19 protein-coding genes and 2 pseudogenes are annotated in these 20144 nt (G+C 35.4%); 13 read left to right on the top strand and 8 right to left on the bottom strand.

What is annotated here, in order from left to right:
• Window positions 1–133 precede the first annotated feature (133 nt).
• The 3 genes from JFU24_RS28870 (at window position 134) to JFU24_RS28880 (ending at window position 4106) form a co-directional block, all read left to right on the top strand.
• A complete protein-coding gene (locus JFU24_RS28870) occupies window positions 134–1498 on the top strand; it encodes a sigma-54 interaction domain-containing protein (RefSeq protein WP_201250840.1) in 1365 nt (454 codons plus the stop codon).
• Between the two features lie 99 nt (window positions 1499–1597).
• Window positions 1598–2584 (top strand): agmatinase, encoded by a 987-nt coding sequence (speB, locus tag JFU24_RS28875; RefSeq protein ID WP_201224306.1) that lies wholly within the window; start codon window positions 1598–1600, stop codon window positions 2582–2584.
• A 130-nt stretch (window positions 2585–2714) separates the two neighbouring features.
• Window positions 2715–4106, top strand: coding sequence for a purine-cytosine permease family protein (locus JFU24_RS28880; RefSeq protein ID WP_201250841.1), 1392 nt, complete (start codon window positions 2715–2717; stop codon window positions 4104–4106).
• A 561-nt stretch (window positions 4107–4667) separates the two neighbouring features.
• Here JFU24_RS28880 and JFU24_RS28885 read toward each other — a convergent pair.
• The 3 genes from JFU24_RS28885 to JFU24_RS28895 form a co-directional block, all read right to left on the bottom strand.
• Window positions 4668–5174, bottom strand: a complete 507-nt coding sequence (locus tag JFU24_RS28885; RefSeq protein WP_201250842.1) for a hypothetical protein — start codon at window positions 5172–5174, stop codon at window positions 4668–4670.
• Window positions 5174–5785: an NAD(P)/FAD-dependent oxidoreductase gene (locus JFU24_RS28890; RefSeq protein WP_242485516.1), complete on the bottom strand. Its 612-nt coding sequence runs from the start codon at window positions 5783–5785 to the stop codon at window positions 5174–5176. Before JFU24_RS28890 ends, JFU24_RS28885 begins: the two co-directional genes overlap by 1 nt.
• 975 nt (window positions 5786–6760) lie before the next feature.
• The gene (locus tag JFU24_RS28895; RefSeq protein WP_200949504.1) at window positions 6761–6937 is read right to left on the bottom strand and encodes a homing endonuclease associated repeat-containing protein; all 177 of its coding nucleotides are present in this window, start codon (window positions 6935–6937) and stop codon (window positions 6761–6763) included.
• Window positions 6938–7623: 686 nt separating this feature from the next.
• On the opposite strand from JFU24_RS28895, the gene sigH reads away from it, so the two are divergent.
• The 4 genes from sigH (at window position 7624) to JFU24_RS28915 (ending at window position 10764) form a co-directional block, all read left to right on the top strand.
• Window positions 7624–8271, top strand: a complete 648-nt coding sequence (gene sigH / locus JFU24_RS28900; RefSeq protein ID WP_201185018.1) for an RNA polymerase sporulation sigma factor SigH — start codon at window positions 7624–7626, stop codon at window positions 8269–8271.
• Window positions 8272–8627: 356 nt separating this feature from the next.
• Window positions 8628–9182 carry a cysteine hydrolase family protein gene (locus JFU24_RS28905; protein ID WP_201250844.1) on the top strand — a complete coding sequence of 185 codons (555 nt, stop codon included), beginning with the start codon at window positions 8628–8630 and terminating at the stop codon, window positions 9180–9182.
• Between the two features lie 230 nt (window positions 9183–9412).
• Complete coding sequence (locus JFU24_RS28910) at window positions 9413–10000, top strand: GNAT family N-acetyltransferase (protein ID WP_313888832.1); 588 nt, start codon at window positions 9413–9415, stop codon at window positions 9998–10000.
• Window positions 10001–10308: 308 nt separating this feature from the next.
• On the top strand, window positions 10309–10764 hold the full coding sequence (locus JFU24_RS28915) for a GNAT family N-acetyltransferase (RefSeq protein ID WP_201250845.1): 456 nt from the start codon (window positions 10309–10311) through the stop codon (window positions 10762–10764).
• A 79-nt stretch (window positions 10765–10843) separates the two neighbouring features.
• On the opposite strand, the gene JFU24_RS28920 is transcribed toward JFU24_RS28915, so the two are convergent.
• Window positions 10844–12192, bottom strand: a protein-coding gene (locus JFU24_RS28920) for an IS3 family transposase (RefSeq protein WP_201182105.1) whose coding sequence is annotated in 2 segments (ribosomal slippage) — window positions 10844–11748 and window positions 11748–12192 — 1350 coding nt in all. Because the reading frame shifts where the segments join, the coding sequence is not laid out codon by codon here.
• Window positions 12193–12389: 197 nt separating this feature from the next.
• Here JFU24_RS28920 and JFU24_RS28925 point away from each other — a divergent pair.
• A complete protein-coding gene (locus JFU24_RS28925; RefSeq protein ID WP_201250846.1) occupies window positions 12390–12809 on the top strand; it encodes a DUF4181 domain-containing protein in 420 nt (139 codons plus the stop codon).
• Window positions 12810–13140: 331 nt separating this feature from the next.
• Here JFU24_RS28925 and JFU24_RS28930 read toward each other — a convergent pair whose 3' ends face one another.
• A complete protein-coding gene (locus JFU24_RS28930) occupies window positions 13141–13479 on the bottom strand; it encodes a hypothetical protein (RefSeq protein ID WP_201250847.1) in 339 nt (112 codons plus the stop codon).
• Between the two features lie 232 nt (window positions 13480–13711).
• Complete coding sequence (locus tag JFU24_RS28935) at window positions 13712–13876, bottom strand: hypothetical protein (RefSeq protein WP_201185013.1); 165 nt, start codon at window positions 13874–13876, stop codon at window positions 13712–13714.
• Window positions 13877–14306: 430 nt separating this feature from the next.
• On the opposite strand from JFU24_RS28935, the gene JFU24_RS28940 reads away from it, so the two are divergent.
• Together JFU24_RS28940 and JFU24_RS28945 are read left to right on the top strand one after the other, a co-directional pair.
• Window positions 14307–14537: a hypothetical protein gene (locus tag JFU24_RS28940; protein ID WP_201250848.1), complete on the top strand. Its 231-nt coding sequence runs from the start codon at window positions 14307–14309 to the stop codon at window positions 14535–14537.
• A gap of 1 nt (window position 14538) precedes the next feature.
• Window positions 14539–15468, top strand: a complete 930-nt coding sequence (locus tag JFU24_RS28945) for a CapA family protein (RefSeq protein WP_342214758.1) — start codon at window positions 14539–14541, stop codon at window positions 15466–15468.
• A 743-nt stretch (window positions 15469–16211) separates the two neighbouring features.
• Here the strand turns inward: JFU24_RS28945 and JFU24_RS28950 are convergent.
• Together JFU24_RS28950 and JFU24_RS30485 are read right to left on the bottom strand one after the other, a co-directional pair.
• The gene (locus JFU24_RS28950) at window positions 16212–17447 is read right to left on the bottom strand and encodes an IS110 family transposase (protein ID WP_201250849.1); all 1236 of its coding nucleotides are present in this window, start codon (window positions 17445–17447) and stop codon (window positions 16212–16214) included.
• 252 nt (window positions 17448–17699) lie between these two features.
• Window positions 17700–18313: pseudogene (locus tag JFU24_RS30485) on the bottom strand (YczE/YyaS/YitT family protein).
• Window positions 18314–18455: 142 nt separating this feature from the next.
• Here JFU24_RS30485 and JFU24_RS28960 point away from each other — a divergent pair.
• The 3 genes and pseudogenes from JFU24_RS28960 to JFU24_RS28970 all read left to right on the top strand — a co-directional run bounded on the left by JFU24_RS28960 (window position 18456) and on the right by JFU24_RS28970 (window position 20094).
• Complete coding sequence (locus JFU24_RS28960; RefSeq protein WP_201250851.1) at window positions 18456–18908, top strand: MarR family winged helix-turn-helix transcriptional regulator; 453 nt, start codon at window positions 18456–18458, stop codon at window positions 18906–18908.
• A 21-nt stretch (window positions 18909–18929) separates the two neighbouring features.
• Window positions 18930–19447, top strand: a pseudogene (locus JFU24_RS28965) (GNAT family N-acetyltransferase).
• A gap of 23 nt (window positions 19448–19470) precedes the next feature.
• Window positions 19471–20094, top strand: coding sequence for an FMN-binding negative transcriptional regulator (locus tag JFU24_RS28970; RefSeq protein ID WP_201250852.1), 624 nt, complete (start codon window positions 19471–19473; stop codon window positions 20092–20094).
• The last annotated feature ends 50 nt before the right edge of the window (window positions 20095–20144 follow it).

The following is a 20144-nucleotide window of genomic DNA, read 5'->3' on the forward strand; positions in this document are numbered from 1 at the left end:
CTTTGCAATGTAGGGAACTATCTGATGTAACCTGTTATTAATGCTTATTTAATTTTTGTGCTAGTATAAGAATAGATTTAATTATCAGTCAATTATGAATAATGGATAATCAGAAATGACTAGGAGGTAAACCATGGATTTAAGAGTAGACGTTTCTATACTTTTAAAACATATTTTGGAACATTCTTTTGATGAAATCTTTATTGCTGACGCATTGGGTAATATTTTATACACAAGTCAAACCACCGAAAAAATGTTTGGAATTTCATGTAAACCAAAAATGCATCAAAATATCTTTGACCTCGAAAAAGATGGCGTGTTTTCTCCCTCCGTCATTGCGAATGTATTGAGAAGCGCAAGAAAAGAAACCCTTATTCAAGAAACTATACATAATAGGAAAACTATCATCTCTGGCTATCCTATCTATGATGACAAAGGAATTTTGATTGGAGCACTTAGTTTCTCAAGGGACATAACAGAATTTGAATACTTAAAAAATGAAAACGAACAGGTTGCAAAAGCTGTGCAGTTATACAAAAAAGAAATTGAAAAATTAAAAAAACAGGCTATTAACACATATTTTCCTAATAATGAAAAAATGGGAAAAGTACTTGATGTCATTTCAAAAGTAACAGATTTGGATGTAACTGTTTTGTTAGTTGGCGAGTCGGGGGTCGGTAAAAACCGAATCGCACGAATGATTCATGAAATGTCCAAAAGAAGCATTTACCCTTTTATTGAAGTAAACTGTGGCGCCATACCGGAATCATTAATTGAGTCTGAATTATTCGGATACGAAGAAGGTGCTTTTACAGGTGCAAAAAAGGGTGGAAAACAAGGGTATTTTGAAGCTGCGGGGGAAGGGACGTTAATCTTAGATGAAATTGGAGAGCTCCCAATGAACCTTCAAGTGAAATTATTGTCTGTTTTACAAAACAAATCATTGATGAGAATAGGCGGGAATAAATCTGTTCAGCTGTCTTGCAGAATAATTTGTGCCACGAATCAAAATTTAGAAGAGCTTGTAAATGCAAAGCAGTTCAGGGAAGATCTTTATTATCGTATAAATATTGTTAAAATTATTATCCCTCCTCTTAGGGAGAGAAAGGACGAAATCCTATCCTTGATTTTCGATATAACGAAAGAAATGAATAAGAAATATGACATGAATAAACGGTTTACACCAGCCATGCTTGCCTGGCTCGGTCAACAAGAATGGAAGGGTAATATTAGAGAGTTGCGTAATTTTATTGAAAAAGCAGTTATCACCTCGGGCGAAGATGAGATTGACCTCGAGATTGATGGTGAAGATTTTGAACAATTTTCAGAAAAGAGAATGAAAGAAACCACTTTGCAAACGTATATGGAATCTATCGAAAAGGAGTTTATTATGCGCATGTATCAAAAATACCCAAGTAGTATTAAGCTTGCAGAAAAATTGAATATTAGCCAGTCTACAGCAAATAGAAAGATACAAAAGTACATAGAAGAGCGCTAGTCACTTTTGACTATATCCTCTCATGAATACTGACTTTTCAAAATGGCATGGAAATTGCTTTTATTTGAGTGTAATTACATTTTGAAGGAGGCAATTAACATGTCTAATAGAAAAGAAAAAGATTTTCTTAATCTTCCCTTTACAGGAATCTGTACGTTTGGAAAATACCCGATTTGTACTGACCTCGATCAACTTGATGCAGATGTAGCTGTCATTGGTGTTCCAAATGATATGGGTACACAATGGAAATCAGGAGCGAGAATGGGGCCGCGTGGAATACGTGAAGGATCTACATTATATAGCTTCGGATTAGATGGTGCCTATGATATCGAAAAAGATATTATGTATTTAGGTCCTGATTGGAAAGTTGTTGATTGTGGCGATGTGGATATGGTACATGGAGATTTACTGCAGTGTATGGAGAATACAGAAGAAGCAATAAAAAAAATCGTTTCAAAAGGGGCGATGCCGGTTATTTTAGGTGGCGATCACTCTATTACGATTCCAGTAGGAAAGGGATTAGCTGAAGCGGGACCTTTCCATGTTATTCAAATAGATGCTCATTTGGATTGGGCAGATCATCGCTCAGGGCAACGGTATGGTCATGGAAGCTGCATACGTCGTTTGTCTGAAATGGATCATGTGGATAAGATTTTTCAGTTTGGTATTCGAGGAATCAGTAGCAGCAAAAAGGAAGATGTCGATGCTGCAAGAGAATATGGAAGTGTTATATTATCACCGCGTCAAATGAGAAAAATGGGAATAGAAAGCGTTTTAGAACAAATTCCAGCCGGGGAACGCTATTTCATTACCATTGATATTGATGGTTTGGATCCTTCGATAGCTCCTGCAACGGGAACCCCTTCTCCAGGCGGTCTCATTTATGATGAAGTAAATGAATTACTCGAAGGGATTGCGAAAAGGGGGCAGGTCATTGGGTTTGATATGGTCGAAGTAGCACCTCCATATGACCATGCGGGTATGACTGGACAAGTAGCGACACGGCTTACTTTAGACTTAATGAGTTTTATTTTAAAAGAAAGAGAAATAGTGAGTGCTACTAAAACAGAAAAAATTTCCTTATGACTTAGAAAATATGTCATTGGTTTATTTGGCTCTTAGATTTACATAGAAAACGACTTTCTATGTAAATCTTTTCAATCGATTCGACGGACGTATCACAGGGAACCTACAAAAAAGAACCGGAGGGGTGTCTATGAAAGTAGAGACAAGGAGCATTGAGTATATTCCCGAAAATGAACGGCATGGGAAAGCAAGAGGGCTATTCCCAGTTTGGTTTGGTGCCCAAATGCATTTGACCACTCTAGTTACAGGAGCCTTATGCATTAGTTTTGGATTAAATCTTTTCTGGAGTGTAATGGCAATTATTACTGGAAATTTACTCGGAGCCATTTTTATGGCCTCGCACTCCGCGCAAGGACCAAAACTTGGTATTCCTCAAATGATACAAAGCCGGGCGCAATTTGGTGTTATTGGTGCTGTGATTCCCTTAATACTTGTCATATTTATGTACTTAGGATTCTTTGCGAGCAGCGGTTTGCTAGGTGCTCAAGTCTTGAGCAACTCATTATCAATTGATTTGACATGGAGTATTATTATTATGAATGGCATCACTTTCATCGTTACGATGATAGGTCATGACTTAATTCATAAAATGCAGAAATATTTATCATGGTTCTTTTTTATCATATTCTTAGCTGCGACAATAGTCGTATTCAATTTGCCAATACCAGCAGAAAGCTGGTCTCCGGCTGGATTTGAATTTTCAACTTTCATGTTATGCGTTAGTATTGTAGCTACCTGGCAGCTCTCATTTGCTCCGTATGTTGCAGACTACTCGAGGTATTTACCGATTGACACCCCTCCAGCTAAAACATTCTGGTATACGTACGCAGGATCAGTCATAGGAACCGTATGGATGATGCTATTAGGAGTCCTTTTAGCTGTTGCCATTCCTGGTTACCTTGAAAACTCCGGGACTTATTTGTCTCAATTGCTTGGTAATCGATTTGTGTTTATTATGCTTCTGGCCATTTTTTTAGGCCAACTCTCTATCAACGTGTTTAATTTGTACGGTTCTTTCATGTCAACAGTATCAACGATTGAGCCTTTTACAAAATTAAAGGTATCTCCAAAAGTAAGAATGTTTTTTGTCTTAGGTATCACTATTATTGGAACTTTATTAACAATAATCGGAAAAGGGAATTTCTTGGAGTATTTCACCAACTTTATTTTGTTGATCAGTTACTTTTTAATCCCCTGGACGGCCATAAATCTCGTTGATTATTATGTAGTTCGAAGGGGAGAGTACAATATTAAGGACATGTTTGATTTAAACGGGCAGTATGGAAAGGTAAATTGGATTACAACCTTTTCATTTTTAATATCCATCATCGTTGAAATACCTTTTATCAATACATCTATCTATGTCGGCCCGATTGCCCAATCTTTAGGGGGTGCTGATCTTGCATGGATTGTAGGGCTGATTGTTCCATCTTTACTCTACTATGTAATGATGAAAAGAAAATTATATCATTCACCAAAAGTTTCACTCAGTGAGAGCAAAACTACAAATCTTCTTAGGTAATACAGTGGAGTAAGCATAGTTTCATGGACACATTTTAGTTAAGTCCTTTATTTCATTATGGGAGTTGCTTCGGCAACTCTTTTTCTTATGGGGGTACCGTTAGCAAAACGCGGATATACAACGTTAAGGGGATCTGGATGCAAAAATAGCCACTCCCTCCAAAAACTATTAATCTATGTCAAAAAGTATATCAATAATATGAAATGTTTCAAAATGAAAAAACATACTTAATGACACACGGAATATTACCTGTTTTCCAACGTGTCATTAAGTTTTCTTTTGACAGTAGCTACAACATGAAAAATACATTAAACATTAAATTACTGTTGTTAAATGGCAATAAAGATGTTTAAACCAGTAAATAAAGTTGCTACACATTATTAATATGTTGTTTAAAAACGTTAGTCATATTATTTCATTAAAGGGCCATTTAATGGAATAATAGGTTGGATAAAACCCCACTTTTTATACAGCCATCAGGAGTACCAGAGTGTCCTGTAATATTGATTTATTAACGATGTATAAAAATCAGATACGATTGACAGAAAGATAATAATAAAGTTAGCTGAATTTAAGTAAGTAATAACTTTCAAACGCTCGCTTCATCATATGTGGCATAATGCCACTCGTTGTGCATGTTAATGTTCCTTGTTTAGACGGTTTATTCATAATAAACATAGCACCTTCTTTTCCAAGCTCCATAAAATAAAGTGTTTCGTGTTGGAATGATCGAAGTGGTTCATGATGCATTTGTTTGACAATATTTTCAACAGCAAGTTCGCCCTGGAGCTCAGCAGCACGCCCTGTTTTTGTTCCTTTGATATTATTTGCATCACCAACAACATAAATATTTTCCCATTGAACGGATTGGAGAGTTTCATGAACAGGTAGGATGCCATTTTCATGCTCAAAATCTTTCGATGATAGAATACATTCCTTTCCTTTATAAGGAGGCAAAACGAGTAAAAATGAATAAGGAAGTCGTTCTCCGTTATTCAAATAGACCTTTCCATCATCAACCTGTTCAATAGAAACATTACAGAAGTACGGTATCTGTTTTTCCGCCATTAATACTTCAGCTTCTCTGTCGGCTCTTTTCCATTTCCGTCAAATAGCTCTTTTTCATATGTGAAAAACGTCATGGGGCATTTGATACGACGCTCTTTGAGATATGCATCCAACTCAAATAAAAACTCATAAGAAATACCTTGGTTCGGATTCTCCTGCGCAACTCCTATAACAATTGGTTCACCTTCTTCCATTTCTTCAAGCTTTTTTCTTGTTTTAAGAGCAGATGATACATCATAGATAGATGCACTTTTTCCTTCTAATCCTTTTATTCTTGCCCAGTCAGGAGAAGCGCCTGATGCAAGTATTAAATAATCGTACTCAATGATTACATCATCATTACATATCACATAATTTTGTTTTGGCATAAGTGATTTGACACTTTTTTCAATGAACCTAACACCGATCTTTTCAAATGTTGGACGAAGTGGAAAGGAGAGCTTTTTAATACTATGTTTGTGAAATGGAAGCCAAATTAGGGATGGACGAAAAATAAATTCTTCCTTATCAGAAATAACGGTGATCTCATGTTGAGAATGTTTTAATTTTTTTCTAATCTCAACAGCAGCATTTAACCCTCCAAATCCACTACCAATAACAACGATACGCATCGCATTCACTTCACTTCCACTTTTTTCTTTAGTTTTTTCTAAACCATGCCTATTTATGTTTTATTTCTACACGTTTAAATATATTTAAGGCGTTTTATAACTTATTTGTTGTAGCTCTTAGATTTTTTAATATTCAATAATCGTGCGCTTTAGTCGAACAAGAAGTTAAAGGGTGATAAATATTAAACATGTCTAATATGTATCACCCTTTATTTTTATAACTTTTTACAATTTAGGTCTTGATAAAAAAGCATCTTTCTGTCATTCCGAATGTGTCGCTTCGGACCGATAACCACGGACTGTACGGCTCACGCCTACATTCCGTAGGTTCCTGTTCCATTTACGGCTAAGGCCACCATACCAACGAGCCGAAAACCGGAAAATCAGGATTGAAAGATCAAAAGAATAAAAGACAAAAGGAGAGCAGCCGAAACGGCTACTTTGTTGGGATTCTCTTAGCGTATAAAATTTCCGAAAAGGGCGGTATAGCATTATTGCTACTTTCCGTAAAAGTACACTTTTATGAACGGAGTTTATCGAGTGTAAAAAGCAATCTACTCCCATTAAAATCATTATCACTTGGGATACTAGGGCAGTACTAACGCAAAAACAAAGATACCCCTGCCCAACTTTTTAAGGCTGGTAACAGAGGCAATTGCAGTAAACCATTTAGATGTTTCAAATTATAGTATTACCCCAAACATGGTTTGCGTTTCCAAAGAGATTTAGCCTGTCATGATAACAAGTGCTTTTTAAATGGGCAGGGAATTGGTAAATAATGAACGTTAATGCGGCCACCGATATTTGTCAGATCAAAAAAAGAGCTTTAATTATCTTATGAACAAATATAAAAAACCACAAAAACTCCCTTTTCAACTCAGGTAGCTTCTGTGGTTGGATCCAGCACATTTGTAATACAAAAGCGAAAGAATTATACCCCAATTTGGAAAATAAATGTTTATGTATCGTTTATGGTTAAGTTCCAATGCTATGTTCTACTGCATTATCCCAACTAGGAAAATAATACAATGCATTTTTCATTAACTCTGGATCTGACTTCTTTACCTCTTTCTTCCGAGGTGGCTTCCCTTCTTTTTCTACTAATTCAGAAATTTGATTCACGACTTCTTCAACACTCATACTTACTTCCATTTGTATCCTCCTTCTCGAGATTTAGTTATATATATATTTTCCTATTAAAGAAAAATAATACATTTTTTCTATCTGAACTGCCCAGTTCGAAACGAAGGCGTCATTGGATTTACAAAATCGATTGCTCTTGAACTTGGTCAATATGGCATTACTGCTAACTGTATTGCCCCATAAATAAAAGTAAAAGTGAAATTGCTTTAACTCGTACGATTGAAACAAAAAGCTAAAGCAAAGACTGAAGCTAGTACTAGCAATGATGAAATGGATTCAATCGATATATTGCTTGAAGGTAAGAAAGCACACTCTAAAAGAATATACAAGCCCTACCCCTACTAGAAATGATGTTGGTTTATAAAAGTGTTTGATCATTTAACAATACACTATGTGTTATGAAACTAAAGCCGTCCTTTAGCATAAGAAAAGAATCTTAACAAAAATGTTTAATCAATCTTATCTTAGATCAATAACATTTTTAACTTTTTCATATTTCGACAGCGTTTTCATTTGTTGTCCTTTATACTTTTAATTTGATAGAGAAATGAGCAAGAGATATTAAAGTGGATTAAACAAGCGCTAGTTTCATAATGAATACATTATTTCTATATTGGTTTAGTTGCCTTAAGGAAAAGACAATCTATCAGTTTATTAAACATCAGAACTCAATTAAGTTTGGCGGAGGGATATGAGTGAGGGTAAACATCGGAGTACAGCAGATTGAAAATTATGCTAAATTAGAAGATAAAGTTTTGGTAAAGATGGTTCATAGTGGAGATAGCGAGTCATTGGCTTTTTTAATTAATAAATATCAGAATTTTGTTCGTGCGAAGACAACCCCATACTTTTTAATTGGCGCAGATAAAGAAGATCTTGTTCAAGAGGGAATGATTGGTCTATATAAAGCTATTCGTGACTTTAGAGAGGACAGGATGACTTCTTTTAAAGCTTTTGCTGAACTTTGTATCACTAGACAGATTATAACCGCGATCAAAACGGCTACTCGTCAAAAGCATGCACCTCTAAATTCGTATGTTTCTCTAGACAAGCCTCTTTATGATGAAGAATCTAACTATACACTTATGGATATGATATCCGGAGAAAAAATAACGAATCCCGAAGCATTAATCATTAACCAAGAAAAAGCTGATGATATAGAACTAAAAATTTCAGAATTGCTTAGTGATTTGGAAAGAAGAGTGTTGGCCTTATATATGGATGGACAATCATATGTGGAAATTTCTGAAGAACTAAACACGCATGTAAAGTCGATTGATAATGCTCTCCAACGAGTAAAAAGAAAACTTGAACGGCATCTGGGGATAAGGATGGCTATCTGATAACTTCGTTTAAATTTCCCAAATTGATATATAGTTCCATTTGTTTTTGTGAAAATTAAAAACGTCGTTATTTTCAACCCCAGAAGTTACTTGGAGGGCATAGGCAGTTTCTGTGGTTTTTTCATTGCCCATAAGAAATTTTATGTTAAATAGACAAACAAAGAAATTGTGCTTTACTTATTCCCGCAATGGGCGCAATTCTGTAGCAAGAATTGTGCTCTTTCTTTATGTTAAGGTCATTTAAGGTATATTTAGGCAGTATAGCTAAATAAACTATGAATAAAATCACTTCTTAATATTTAACGAATAAGAGTTTTGTTACTATAAAAATAAGTGAAATAAGGAGGTGTTTACGGTTGGAAAAGAAAGTATTAGTTGTCATTGATGTGCAAACGGCCGTTGTTGAACACGGGTATAAACGCGATAAGACAATTGACAAAATCAACCGATTAATTCGTTGTGCAAGAGAGCAACAGATACCGATTATATATATTCAACACGAATATCCAGAAGGTCCGATGAGTAAGGGCGAACCTGGATGGCAGTTTCACCCGCGACTTGAGAAGCCCCTCCATCAAGAGGTTACCATCTATAAAACCGTACCAAATTCATTTACTCAAACACCTTTAAAACAAACACTCGACAAGCTAGACGCAACGCACATCTACATTTGTGGTGCACAGACGGAATTCTGTGTTGATTCTACATGTCGAGGAGCCTTTGATTTAGATTATAACGTCACCCTCATCACAGATGCTCATACCACGAGTGATGCAGATCACCTATCAGCCCCCCGCATTATCGAACATACCCATGTAACGTTAAAGAATTTTTGGAGTCCAAATGCAACAATAACTTTGGAAAAATCATTAGATCTTGACTGGATAAAAAATAAAGTAAACCCCAAATAAGGGATAGACTAGTAACCTTTCATTTAGGGTTCTTCAGCAATTGGGCGCGATTCTTTAATAAGAATCGCTTTTCTTATAGAATTAACAGGTGCTTTACTTCAATAAGGAAGATTGCTGAGGCAGCCTTTTTCTTATGGCAATAACGGGGCAGGATAGGTATATTAAGAATAAAGTAGCATGTGCTATAATTTGGAATAATCAAAATGTAAAGTTAAGGGGAAATCTTAAAAGTGGTGAATGAATTTTATAACAGCCAAATAATTTTAGAAAACCATCTTGTTAAGTTAATTCCATTTGAAGAAAAATACAAAGAGCAGTTAAAAAATATCATTTATGATGAAGAGGTTTACTATACAATAGAGTGTAAGAATGATGCAGAACTCAACAAGTACATAGATGAAACCATAAATCAAAGAATGGTGGGCTATTCATATCCTTTTTTAGTGATTGATAAAAGAACCAATGAAATTGCTGGTTCAACAAGCTTTGGACATATTCAGTTTAATAATAAGCGATTGGAAATTGGATGGACTTGGTACGGTAATCCATATAGAGGAACTGGATTAAATAAAGCCTGTAAATTTGAACTATTAAAATATGCATTTGAAATTATGGATTTTAGAAGAGTACAATTTAGTGCTGATATTAGAAATATTCGTTCACAAAAGGTAATTAAAAAGTTAGGAGCAACAAAAGAAGGAGTTTTTAGAGCAAATTATTTGGATACATCTGGAGTAAGCAGAGATGATGTATACTTTAGCATTATTCATACAGAATGGAACGATATTAAAAGAAATGTGTTTAATGAGTTTATTTAATTATTCAACTAACAGGTGCTGTAGCTGAGATCGGAGCTGTCTTTAAGGCTGCTTTTTTCTTTATGCAACTATCAGGGCAGGTTAGTTGCATAAAGAAAAAGGAGAACTAATATAAAAAGTAATTAGTAGAGAAATATGATATGAGTAAATAGTCTGAAAATTAATTAATAATATTTTTAGACAGTATTTGTTAAGGGAGGCGTTCATTATGACAAACAAAAGAAATTTTATCGATATTAATTTTAAGGGGATTACGACTAATTAACAAAGTTTTTTAGCGTTTCCCCGAATTTTGAAAGGGGAAAATTATGTATACAGAGAATGTGAAAATTGTAGAATTAAATGCTGAAAACTGGTACGACTGTTGTGAATTAGAGGTATCAACAGAACAAAAAGAATATATTGAGCCAAATGCAATATCAATAGCTCAGTCAAAGTTTGAACATACATTAAAACCATATGCTATTTATTTTGAAGAAAAAGTAGTTGGCTTTATAATGTACAATTCTATTCCAGAGGAACTTGATGGTTATTGGGTATATAGAATAATGGTAGATAAGGAGTTCCAATGCAAGGGTATTGGTAAAGAGGCAACTAAATTAATGATTACAGAGATGGCTAAATTACCAAATGTGAAAAAAATTGTTGTAGGTTATCATCCAGAAAATTTGGGAGCACATTACTTATACTCAAGTTTAGGATTTATTGATAATGGCGATAGGTTCGGTAAAGAAATGGCAGTTATTAAATATATAAACGAGTGATAAACCACCGATAGAATTATAAGAAAAACAAAGAGGGCCATTTTTGAAGTGAACCCAAAAAGTTAGACACTTTATTTAATTAGGCAGCCTTGAGGGCATGAACCCGGAATTCTACCGGGCTCATGCCTTTTAATTTTACCTTGATTCGTTGATGATTGTAGTAATGGATATATTCTTCTAATTCTTGTTTGAAATGCTCCATGCTTTCAAATTCTTGAAGATAAAGTAACTCTGATTTTAATAGGCCAAAGAAGTTTTCTATGACCGCATTATCGAGACAATTTCCTTTACGGGACATGCTTTGTGTAATGTTATGTCTTTTCAAATCATGCGAATATTGTTTCATCTGGTAATGCCAGCCCTGATCTGAATGAAGAATGGGTGAATCTTTCGATTCCAAGCGGTCAAAGGCTTTCTCCAGCATTTTGGAAACGAGGGGATAAACAGGCCGAGATTCGACATTATAGGCGATGATTTCTCCATTAAACAGATCAAGAATGGCCGATAAGTATAGTTTCTCCCCAGCTAGATGGAATTCTGTGACGTCTGTCACCCATTTTTCATTTGAGTTTGTTGCCTTGAAATCACGTGCTAGAATGTTGGGTGCAATCTTGCCGATTTTCCCTTTGTACGAACGGTATTTCTTCATGCGAACTAAAGACTTCAATCCTAGTTCATTCATCAATCGGAGAACTGTTTTATGATTGATGCGAGCACCTCTGTTACGTAATTCTAGGGTGATACGCCGATACCCATAGCGCCCTTTATGCGTATGGAAAATCTCTTCGATAAGGGATTTCATTTCTGTATATTTATCCTCACGCCCGAAGGCGTTTACCCAATAATAGTATGTACTCCGTGCCATGTTAGAAATGGATAGAAGCAGATTTAAATCAAATTGTTTCCTTAGTTCATGGACTACTTTCGCTTTGTCTTTCTTTGTAGGGCTTCCTTTTCTTGAACTAAGGCATTCAACTTTTTTAGATAGGCATTCTCTGCACGTAAGTATTCTAATTCGGCAAGAAGTGCTTCTTGAGAGCCTTTAGCTGGTGATGTTTTTTTGGTTTCTTTTTTCATGGATAGACGCCCCTTTTTCTTTGGTTTAAGGGCGTCTATACCTCCTTCCTTCAACTGATTTGACCATTTCAAAAGTGTAGAATCGGAAGGAAGATTATAGTGTACAGCGGTCTCGCTGATCGATGCCCCATATTCGTTCATATAATTAAGTACCTCTAGTTTAAAGGGCAGAGTGTAATTTGTATAGGATGAAGCAATTCCTTCCATCCCATGTTCTAGATAGCGAGCGACCCATCTCTTCAGAGGGGATAAACCTACATTTCTTTCTTGTGCGATGGATTTATAGGATTTTTTCCCTTCCAAGTACTCTAAAACTGCATGTAATTTTTCGTCTATCGTATATTTAGTCAAAAAAACTGCACCTCCAATTGTTAGATGTTGTCTAACAATTGGGGTGCAGTTCATTTCTGGTCCTCTTCTTATCTATAAAGACTAGTTTGTGAAAAATTGCACTTCAACTAACGGGTGCGTTAGCTGAAAATCGGGGCTGTTTTTAAGGCAGTTTTTTCTTTATGTAACTATCGGGGCAGGTTAATTCAATAAGATAAATGGAAATATTATGGCATAATAAAGATAGATTAGATATAAATGGGGGATTTGTGGTGAGATTTTTGGTTTTAATTATTGTTCTTATAATTTTGGGGTTCTTATTAGAAAAAATAATAAATAAATTACTTGGTGTAGAAAATAAAAAGATTTCGGAAACTTCTGGTAAAAAAGTTGACCGATGGGGAAGAGGCATTATTTTAGGTATCTTTTTATGCACTCTTCCGTTTGTTATTACAAAGGACACAAATGTTATGAAGTGGTATTGGATCCTTCATTTAATTTTATTATTGGGTTTTCAGTCTATTCTGGAGTGGAAGTATGTGAAGAACTCCAAACAATATGTTACTACACTTATTTTTCTAATGTTAAGTGTAGTTATTATGTATAATACATTTTCTTCAATTATTGGGTTTGAGTAGTTAGCTGAACAGATAAGATATTGTGAAGGATTGTACTTAAACTAACAGGTGCGTTAGTTCATAAAGAATCACTAAAAATAATCAAACTATTTTATAAAAACTGTATACCAAATCACAAGAAAAGAATCCATTTTGAACAATCTTTTTTCAAAATGGATTCTTCTTATTTACGCTAATATGTGGGTTCAAGAGGTCCTTTTGATCAATCTTTATTTCAAAGCTACAAGGATCGCCAAAATACTATTATCCGAAGTGATCACATATGATTGGTGCCCATTTTTAAAATTAGCCATTAGTTGAACAGTGACAAGTTAGCTCACTTCTAGTAAGTCTATTCATCATTCGCTTCGTTCGCGATTTGCTTTAAGTATCCTTTTGGAATGGACTGTGTCAAACGGAGATGCTTTGTAAACGACTGATCCTTTGTCGTAGTGATTTCAAGGAGCAGCTCATCGTGTGAGCTAAATTTATACGGCTCGTGAATAAAGACATCGACAGATTGTCCTCTTTTAAGAGCTAAGGGGAACTCAGCTTCTTCAAAGGAAATCGTCGCTACGCTGTCATAGTGCCCAATCGAATCAATCGTTATATCTTCGGGTGCTGTATATGTATAGAGAAGTGCTGCATCTTGCTTTGTTACCTCAACACCCTCATCTTTCAATAAAAGCACGAGTATTGTCTCAATTGGTGAATAGGCTTCAAACGAAATGTCAACGGGTACTGCACGTCCATCTAGAGATAGAAAATACTCGAGTTGATCGTCTGTCAGTTCAACAATATCTTCTCGCAGCTCATAGCCATTTTGCTTTGCTAATACTTGTGTATAATCCGTTTCCCCATCCCCATCCCATTACCGTTCGAACGAGGCGGATAAAAACCTTTTGTATCGTGTGCAATTTCCATTACATACTATCATCTTGCTCAACTATATAGGAGACTGCTAGAGTTTTAGGAGCTTCGTCAAATTGAACCGACATGACAACTGGCTCTTTTAAATGCGTTTTAGGCCAAGCGAAATACGTTCCTAGCGCTATAATCACCACTAAAATTATGATCCATTTCTTCACCTATTTGCCTCCCTGCTCACTTCGTTTTAAAATTTTCTGCCTAGTGTTAAAGATTCATTCACTGAAACTTATAGGCAAATATTATTACTTCTATTCTATCGTAAATATCAAAAGCCGAGACTAATTAATTAGTCTCGGCTTAGTTTCAAACAAACGTACTAAAGCTTTTGAATGTATCTAGCGTGCAAAATAGTACTTAAAATATACGCAAATTACCGCCTAAAGTGACATACAAGTGTTTTCAGATACAGTAGGCATATCAGAGATAGCAAGCACATCTGATATAGCAACACATGATATGCCTAACTTTTTTTCCTATTTCGTACTCTGTTTCAAACGAATGAAGTGTTCATTTTAAATATCAAATAGATATTTTTGTTGTTATTTCCTAAAAACACTCTACTATAATAGTAGGGAGGTAGCATTTGCCATGAAAAGAATACTAGTGTTTCTAGCTACATTTATGTGTTTGTTATGGATCCTTGCACCATTTGTAAAAGGTCAATTTCAAGAGGAACCAAAAGTCTCGGAAACAAAGGCTGAAAATAAAAAGAAACTTAAAGCCGAAAACGCTTCATCTCACGCTCATACACCTGTTCCGAAACAAAAAGTAACGGCGAGCAACCATAGGCGCTGTGGGAGATATTTTAATTCACGATAGGGTGTATATACCCGCCCGCAAGTCAAACGGCTCGTATGACTTTAATCCGATGTTCCGATTTGTGAAGCCCTATCTGGGAAAAACGGATATTACGGTGGCTAATCAGGAAACGATGATTGGCGGGAAAGAAATAGGGCTTTCCTCATATCCTTCCTTTAATTCACCAGTAGAGGTGGGAGATGCTCTAAAGTCAAACGGGGTTGATCTCGTGACAATCGCCAATAACCATACACTTGACCGGGGAGAAAAGGCCATTTTGAATGCGATTAACCATTGGAACAGTATTGGGATGCCTTATACAGGAGCTTATCAATCGTCTGAAGACCAGCAGATCATTCGGGTATTAAAAAGAAACGATATTACCTTTTCGTTTCTCAGCTATACGTATGGAACGAACGGGATTCCTGTTCCTGCGGGGAAACCGCATCTTGTGAATTTAATTGATACCTCGAGAATCCAGGCGGAAGTTAAAGAAGCAGAGAAAGTTTCAGATGTCGTTGTGGTCAGTCTGCATTTCGGTAAAGAGTATGAACGGTTGCCTAATGATGAACAAAAGCTGCTTGCTCAAACGACAGCTAATGCAGGTGCTGATATTATTATTGGCCACCACCCACACGTTTTGCAGCCTGTTTCATGGCTTACAAAACCAAACGGCGAACGGGCATTTGTTGCTTATTCACTTGGGAATTTCTTATCCGGCCAGCAGGGAGATTACAAAGACATCGGCGGTATTATGCAAATTGGCGTAAAAAAAATCCAAACCGGGGATGATGTGAAAATCGAACTACAAAATCCAAAATTCCTGCCAACCTGGGTCAACCGGCCATATGAGATCATTCCAATGAAAGCCTTGAGTGATCAGTCCGACAAATATAACGAAATCCAAAAACATATGAATCAATTCATGCCTGAACTGTCATTTGATTTTTAATGAAGGTACAGTCTTTGGACTTGGAAAAAACTAATTGTTTTACATAATGAAAAAGCCACCGGCTATGTAGCCGGTGGACCGCATATTCCTCCTAATAAGGTAAACACTATTGTTCCAGCTAAACGGCTTGAACCAACAGACGAACACGACTCATTGACAAAGAACCTATTCCGCAAAACATATACGAAAAACTGTCATATGAGGTTATTTCTCTTATATCTAAAGTTGAAAGTGGTGGGATTTAGATAACATAGTCCGTATTATTAAGAAATAAGAAAAAACAAGATATTAACCCCTTTGTTCAACTAATAGGTGCGTTCGTATTATAAGGTCGACCAGTAAAAATTACTGGCTGACCTTTTTTTAATAGAATCTATTATATCAGTAGCCAGGGTAGGACGTACGGGTGCGGGGGACATGATCCCGTGAACTAAACTGTCCGCCCCCTACTTGTAGAAACATGTTTGAGGCTGTTGTTGGGACGTAGATCTCGTATAACAAGCGAAGCTATGACACTATATGGAGGACTAGGGGTACTGGTAAGTAAGTAAGTAAGTAGAGGAGGAAAATCAGAGCTGTCTTTAAGGTAGCTTTTTGTTATACAACTAAACCAGCTAATAGTTTGTCAACATTTATCAATAAAAACTAAAAATATTTCATGCTATACTAAAAATATGCATACCAAATAGCCCCCCTACGAACAGCGTATGGAAAGTTTTGTGATATTTAGTTGCACTTTCAAACTAGTCTAGATCTTGGAAAGTCGAGTTGTTTTGTAATAGTGCATAAATCCATTGTAGAAGCTTATTAGCACATGCTATAACAGCTACTTTATAGGGCTTTCCTTCTTTCCGTTTCTTATCATAGAACTCACGTAATCTCTTATTACGAGGGATGACTTCATCAGTCGTTTTCTTTTTGCGACAATCACGAATGGCACATCGAACAGCCATATATAGGGCATGCCGTAATCTACTCGAACCTCTTTTGGTTATTTTGTTTACGGATCCCTTGAATCTACCAGATTCAAAGATACTAGGATCAATTCCTGCAAATGCTACGAGTTTTTTAGGGTGATTAAACCGATCAATCTCACCAATTTCAGAAATAATCGTTGCCGCGATTTTTTCACCGATACCAGGGATTGATTGGATTATCTTATATTCTTCAATTTCTTTAGCCAAAGCACCTATCTCTTCATCCAACTTTGATAGGTGCTTTTGGTATTCCATAAGCATTTTGATATACATTTCTAAGCTCATTATGTGACTTTGATACAGTGTTGTCTGAAAGGGATTTTTAGCTGCTGCAGCTATAAGTTTCTTTGCCTTTGTATTTGCCCACTTTCTTGAACGACTTGTACATAATTCATCGATTTTATTACCTAATGCTTCTTCATCGACTACCAAAACATCTTTAGATGTAGGAAATTCTAATAAGGTTAGTAAAGAGACAACTGAATATAAGTCCCCAAAAACCCCATGATACTCAGGGAAAACCTGATCAAGAACTGCTTGAAATTGAAGTTTCGTTTGTACATATATACCCGTTACATTTTCGTGTTGTCTTGTAAGATTACGAAGGTTTAAGAGTTGAATTCCTCGTTTTTTATTTGGTTCCAAATCTTCTTTATAATACAGCTCGCAGAGATGGTAAGCATCAATCACATCTGTCTTTACTTTTCGTAGAGATGAGCTCTTTGCTCGATAGGAGACAAGTGGGTTAATGATAATTAGTAAATAACCTCTTCCCTCGAAATACTGAACAACTGGAGTATGATAATGCCCAGTAGACTCTAAAACGACCGGAGGTCGAATTCCTGCTAAGTTTTCTATCTCTCTAAGATATTGGTGTAAGCTCTCTAGCCCTTCAATGGTATGTGCTACTTTAAAACTTCTTTTATAAGGCTTCTTCTTATCCAAGAATGCTTGAACCTGACTTTCACCTTTAGCTACATCCAGACCAACCACTGGATTCATTTTTTATCTCCTCCAAAAACATAATATTTGCCGGTAACCCCTAATCCTTCTTGCAGTATCATAGCTTCGCTTGTTATACGAGATCTTGGTCCCAACCAGCCAAATCATGTTTAAGCCCCACGGGCAGGTACGTTCTACCCCGGCTACCGTTATCATATATCGATATAAAAAATGGTCAACCAGAAATATTTTCTGGCTGACCTTATAATACGATCGGGGCAGGTTAGTTGAACAAGAAAAATAAAAAGCATTCTATATTGAATGGTTTTTATCTTTATCATAATTTGGTGATGTACTAGAGTGTGTTAATATGCGGTCTAATACTTTTTCAGTAAATGGAATAAAGTAAATAAGTATTAGCCCCCTTAAACAAACGGTTAATAATGTTCCAACGCCAATTGGTCCATTTAAAATCATTGCCATTATCAAGAATACGAGGTAAATGAATGTTCTCGAAAAAAATATTTGCTCTAGTTAATTCTTGTATGATTAATGTTAATCGGACAACTGGAATCGGTGCAAAATTTGTATGTAAATATGTTGCAGTTCCTAATCCTATAACAACTAAACCGATTCCAAAACAAACATCTTTGCTGTACCATAGTTCAGGTGTTATCAAATTGTGCAATAAAAAAAGCCACATATCAATACCAAGACCCGTTATAAATGCCGTTAACAACCCCAAAACTTCTGGTCTTTGTCTTTTTAAAAATTAATTACAACATATCAATATTAAAGCTATTATTATTTCCCAACTTCCCACAGTAAGCCCCACATTTATAGACAGTCCTACGAAAAGTATCAAAAGGTGAAGTTCCAAGGCCTGATTGTATAGTGAAAGAAATACCAAGGGTTAATATTAAAATTCCTAATACATAAAAAACATATTTACTTTACTCGACCTCTTTATCATTATTTTTTTGTTGCAAACGCAACAAAGTTAGGTTAAATTTAATATATGTAATTTTTATTGCATTTGCAACAAAAATATGTACTAAGGAGTTAATTATGAATGAAATTCTTCGTGAAATTGGAATGATTGCAAGGGCATTAGATTCTATAAGTAATATAGAATTTAAAGAATATGACCTTACAAAAGGGCAGTATTTGTACCTTGTGCGAATATGCGAAAACCCAGGAATCATTCAAGAAAAGTTAGCTGAGATGATAAAAGTAGATCGAACAACAGCGACTCGTGCTATAAAAAAACTTGAAATTAATGGCTTTATTGAAAAGAAAGAAGATAAACATAACAAAAAAATTAAAAAACTCTTTCCAACAGAGAAAGGGAAAAATGTTTATCCTTTTATAAAAAGAGAAAATGATTATTCCAATATCGTTGCATTAGAGGGATTTTCCGAAAGAGATGTAGAAACCATTTTCAATCTTCTTCAAAGAGTAAGAAAAAATATAGAAAAAGACTGGGAATTTGTAAAAAAGGGAAACAAGAGAAATTATTGATTATATAAAGGAGCGACATATATGACTATAAATATAAAAAAGTGTATCCTTGAAGATTCTCGCAAACTTCAAGAAATTAGTTATGAAACATTTAATGAGACATTTAAGCATCAGAATTCACCCGAAAATATGAATGCCTATTTGGAAAGGGCATTTAACCTAAAACAATTAGAAAAAGAATTATCCAATATTTCTTCGCAATTCTTTTTGTTTATTTTAATAATGAAGTCGCTGGATATTTAAAGGTCAATACCAATGAAGCTCAGTCTGAAGAAATGGGTGCTGAATCACTTGAAATCGAAAGGATTTATATAAAGAAAAAATTTCAAAAACATGGGCTTGGTAAATATATGCTAAATAAAGCTATGGAAATTGCGATGGAACGTAATAAAAAGAAAATCTGGCTAGGCGTATGGAAAAAAAATGAAAATGCTATTGCTTTTTATAAGAAACTAGGGTTTGTTCAAACTGGAGCCCACTCTTTTTATATGGGTGATGAAGGACAAATGGACTTTATAATGACCAAAACACTCATATAACTTTTTTTGAAAGGTGGTTTATTATGTATATTCCAAAATATTATAAGGTCAAAAATGTTGATGAAATTTGGAGTTTTGTTCAAAGAAACTCTTTTGGCACGATTGTCACAACAGAACAAGGGAAACCAATTGCCACTCATTTGCCTTTGGGGTTAAATAAAAAAGGTGATGATTACTATATTACTGGGCATATGGCTTATGGAAATCCTCAGTGGAAAACATTTGAAACCTGTGAAGATGTGCTTGTAATGTTTCAGGGATCGAACGCTTACATTTCTTCTTCTTGGTATGGGCATGAAGAAGTTCCAACATGGAATTATCAAGCCGTCCATGTATATGGTAATGCAAGCATTTTAGAGAAAGATGAATTAATAGAAGAGTTAACAATAATGCTGGAAAAATATGAAGAAAATCGTGAAAATCCTGTTTTATGGGATAAACTTTCTCCTCATCTCTTAGAAAGTGAACTGAAAGGTATAGTTGGTTTTAAGATTAAGGTGGGAGAAATTCAGGCTGCTGATAAATTAAGTCAGAACCGAAATGAAACGGATTATATTAACATCATTGATAAATTACAAAATGAAGGAAATCCAAATTCGAAACAAATGGCAGAACTGATGGAAAAGAGATTAAAAAATCACATATAAGCCCAATTTTTATTCAACCCTCAGATGCAAGAATTAAAGAGCTGTGACGA

The sequence above is a fragment of the Peribacillus sp. TH27 genome, from assembly GCF_016650915.1.
GTDB classification, from domain to species: Bacteria; Bacillota; Bacilli; order Bacillales; family DSM-1321; genus Peribacillus; species Peribacillus butanolivorans.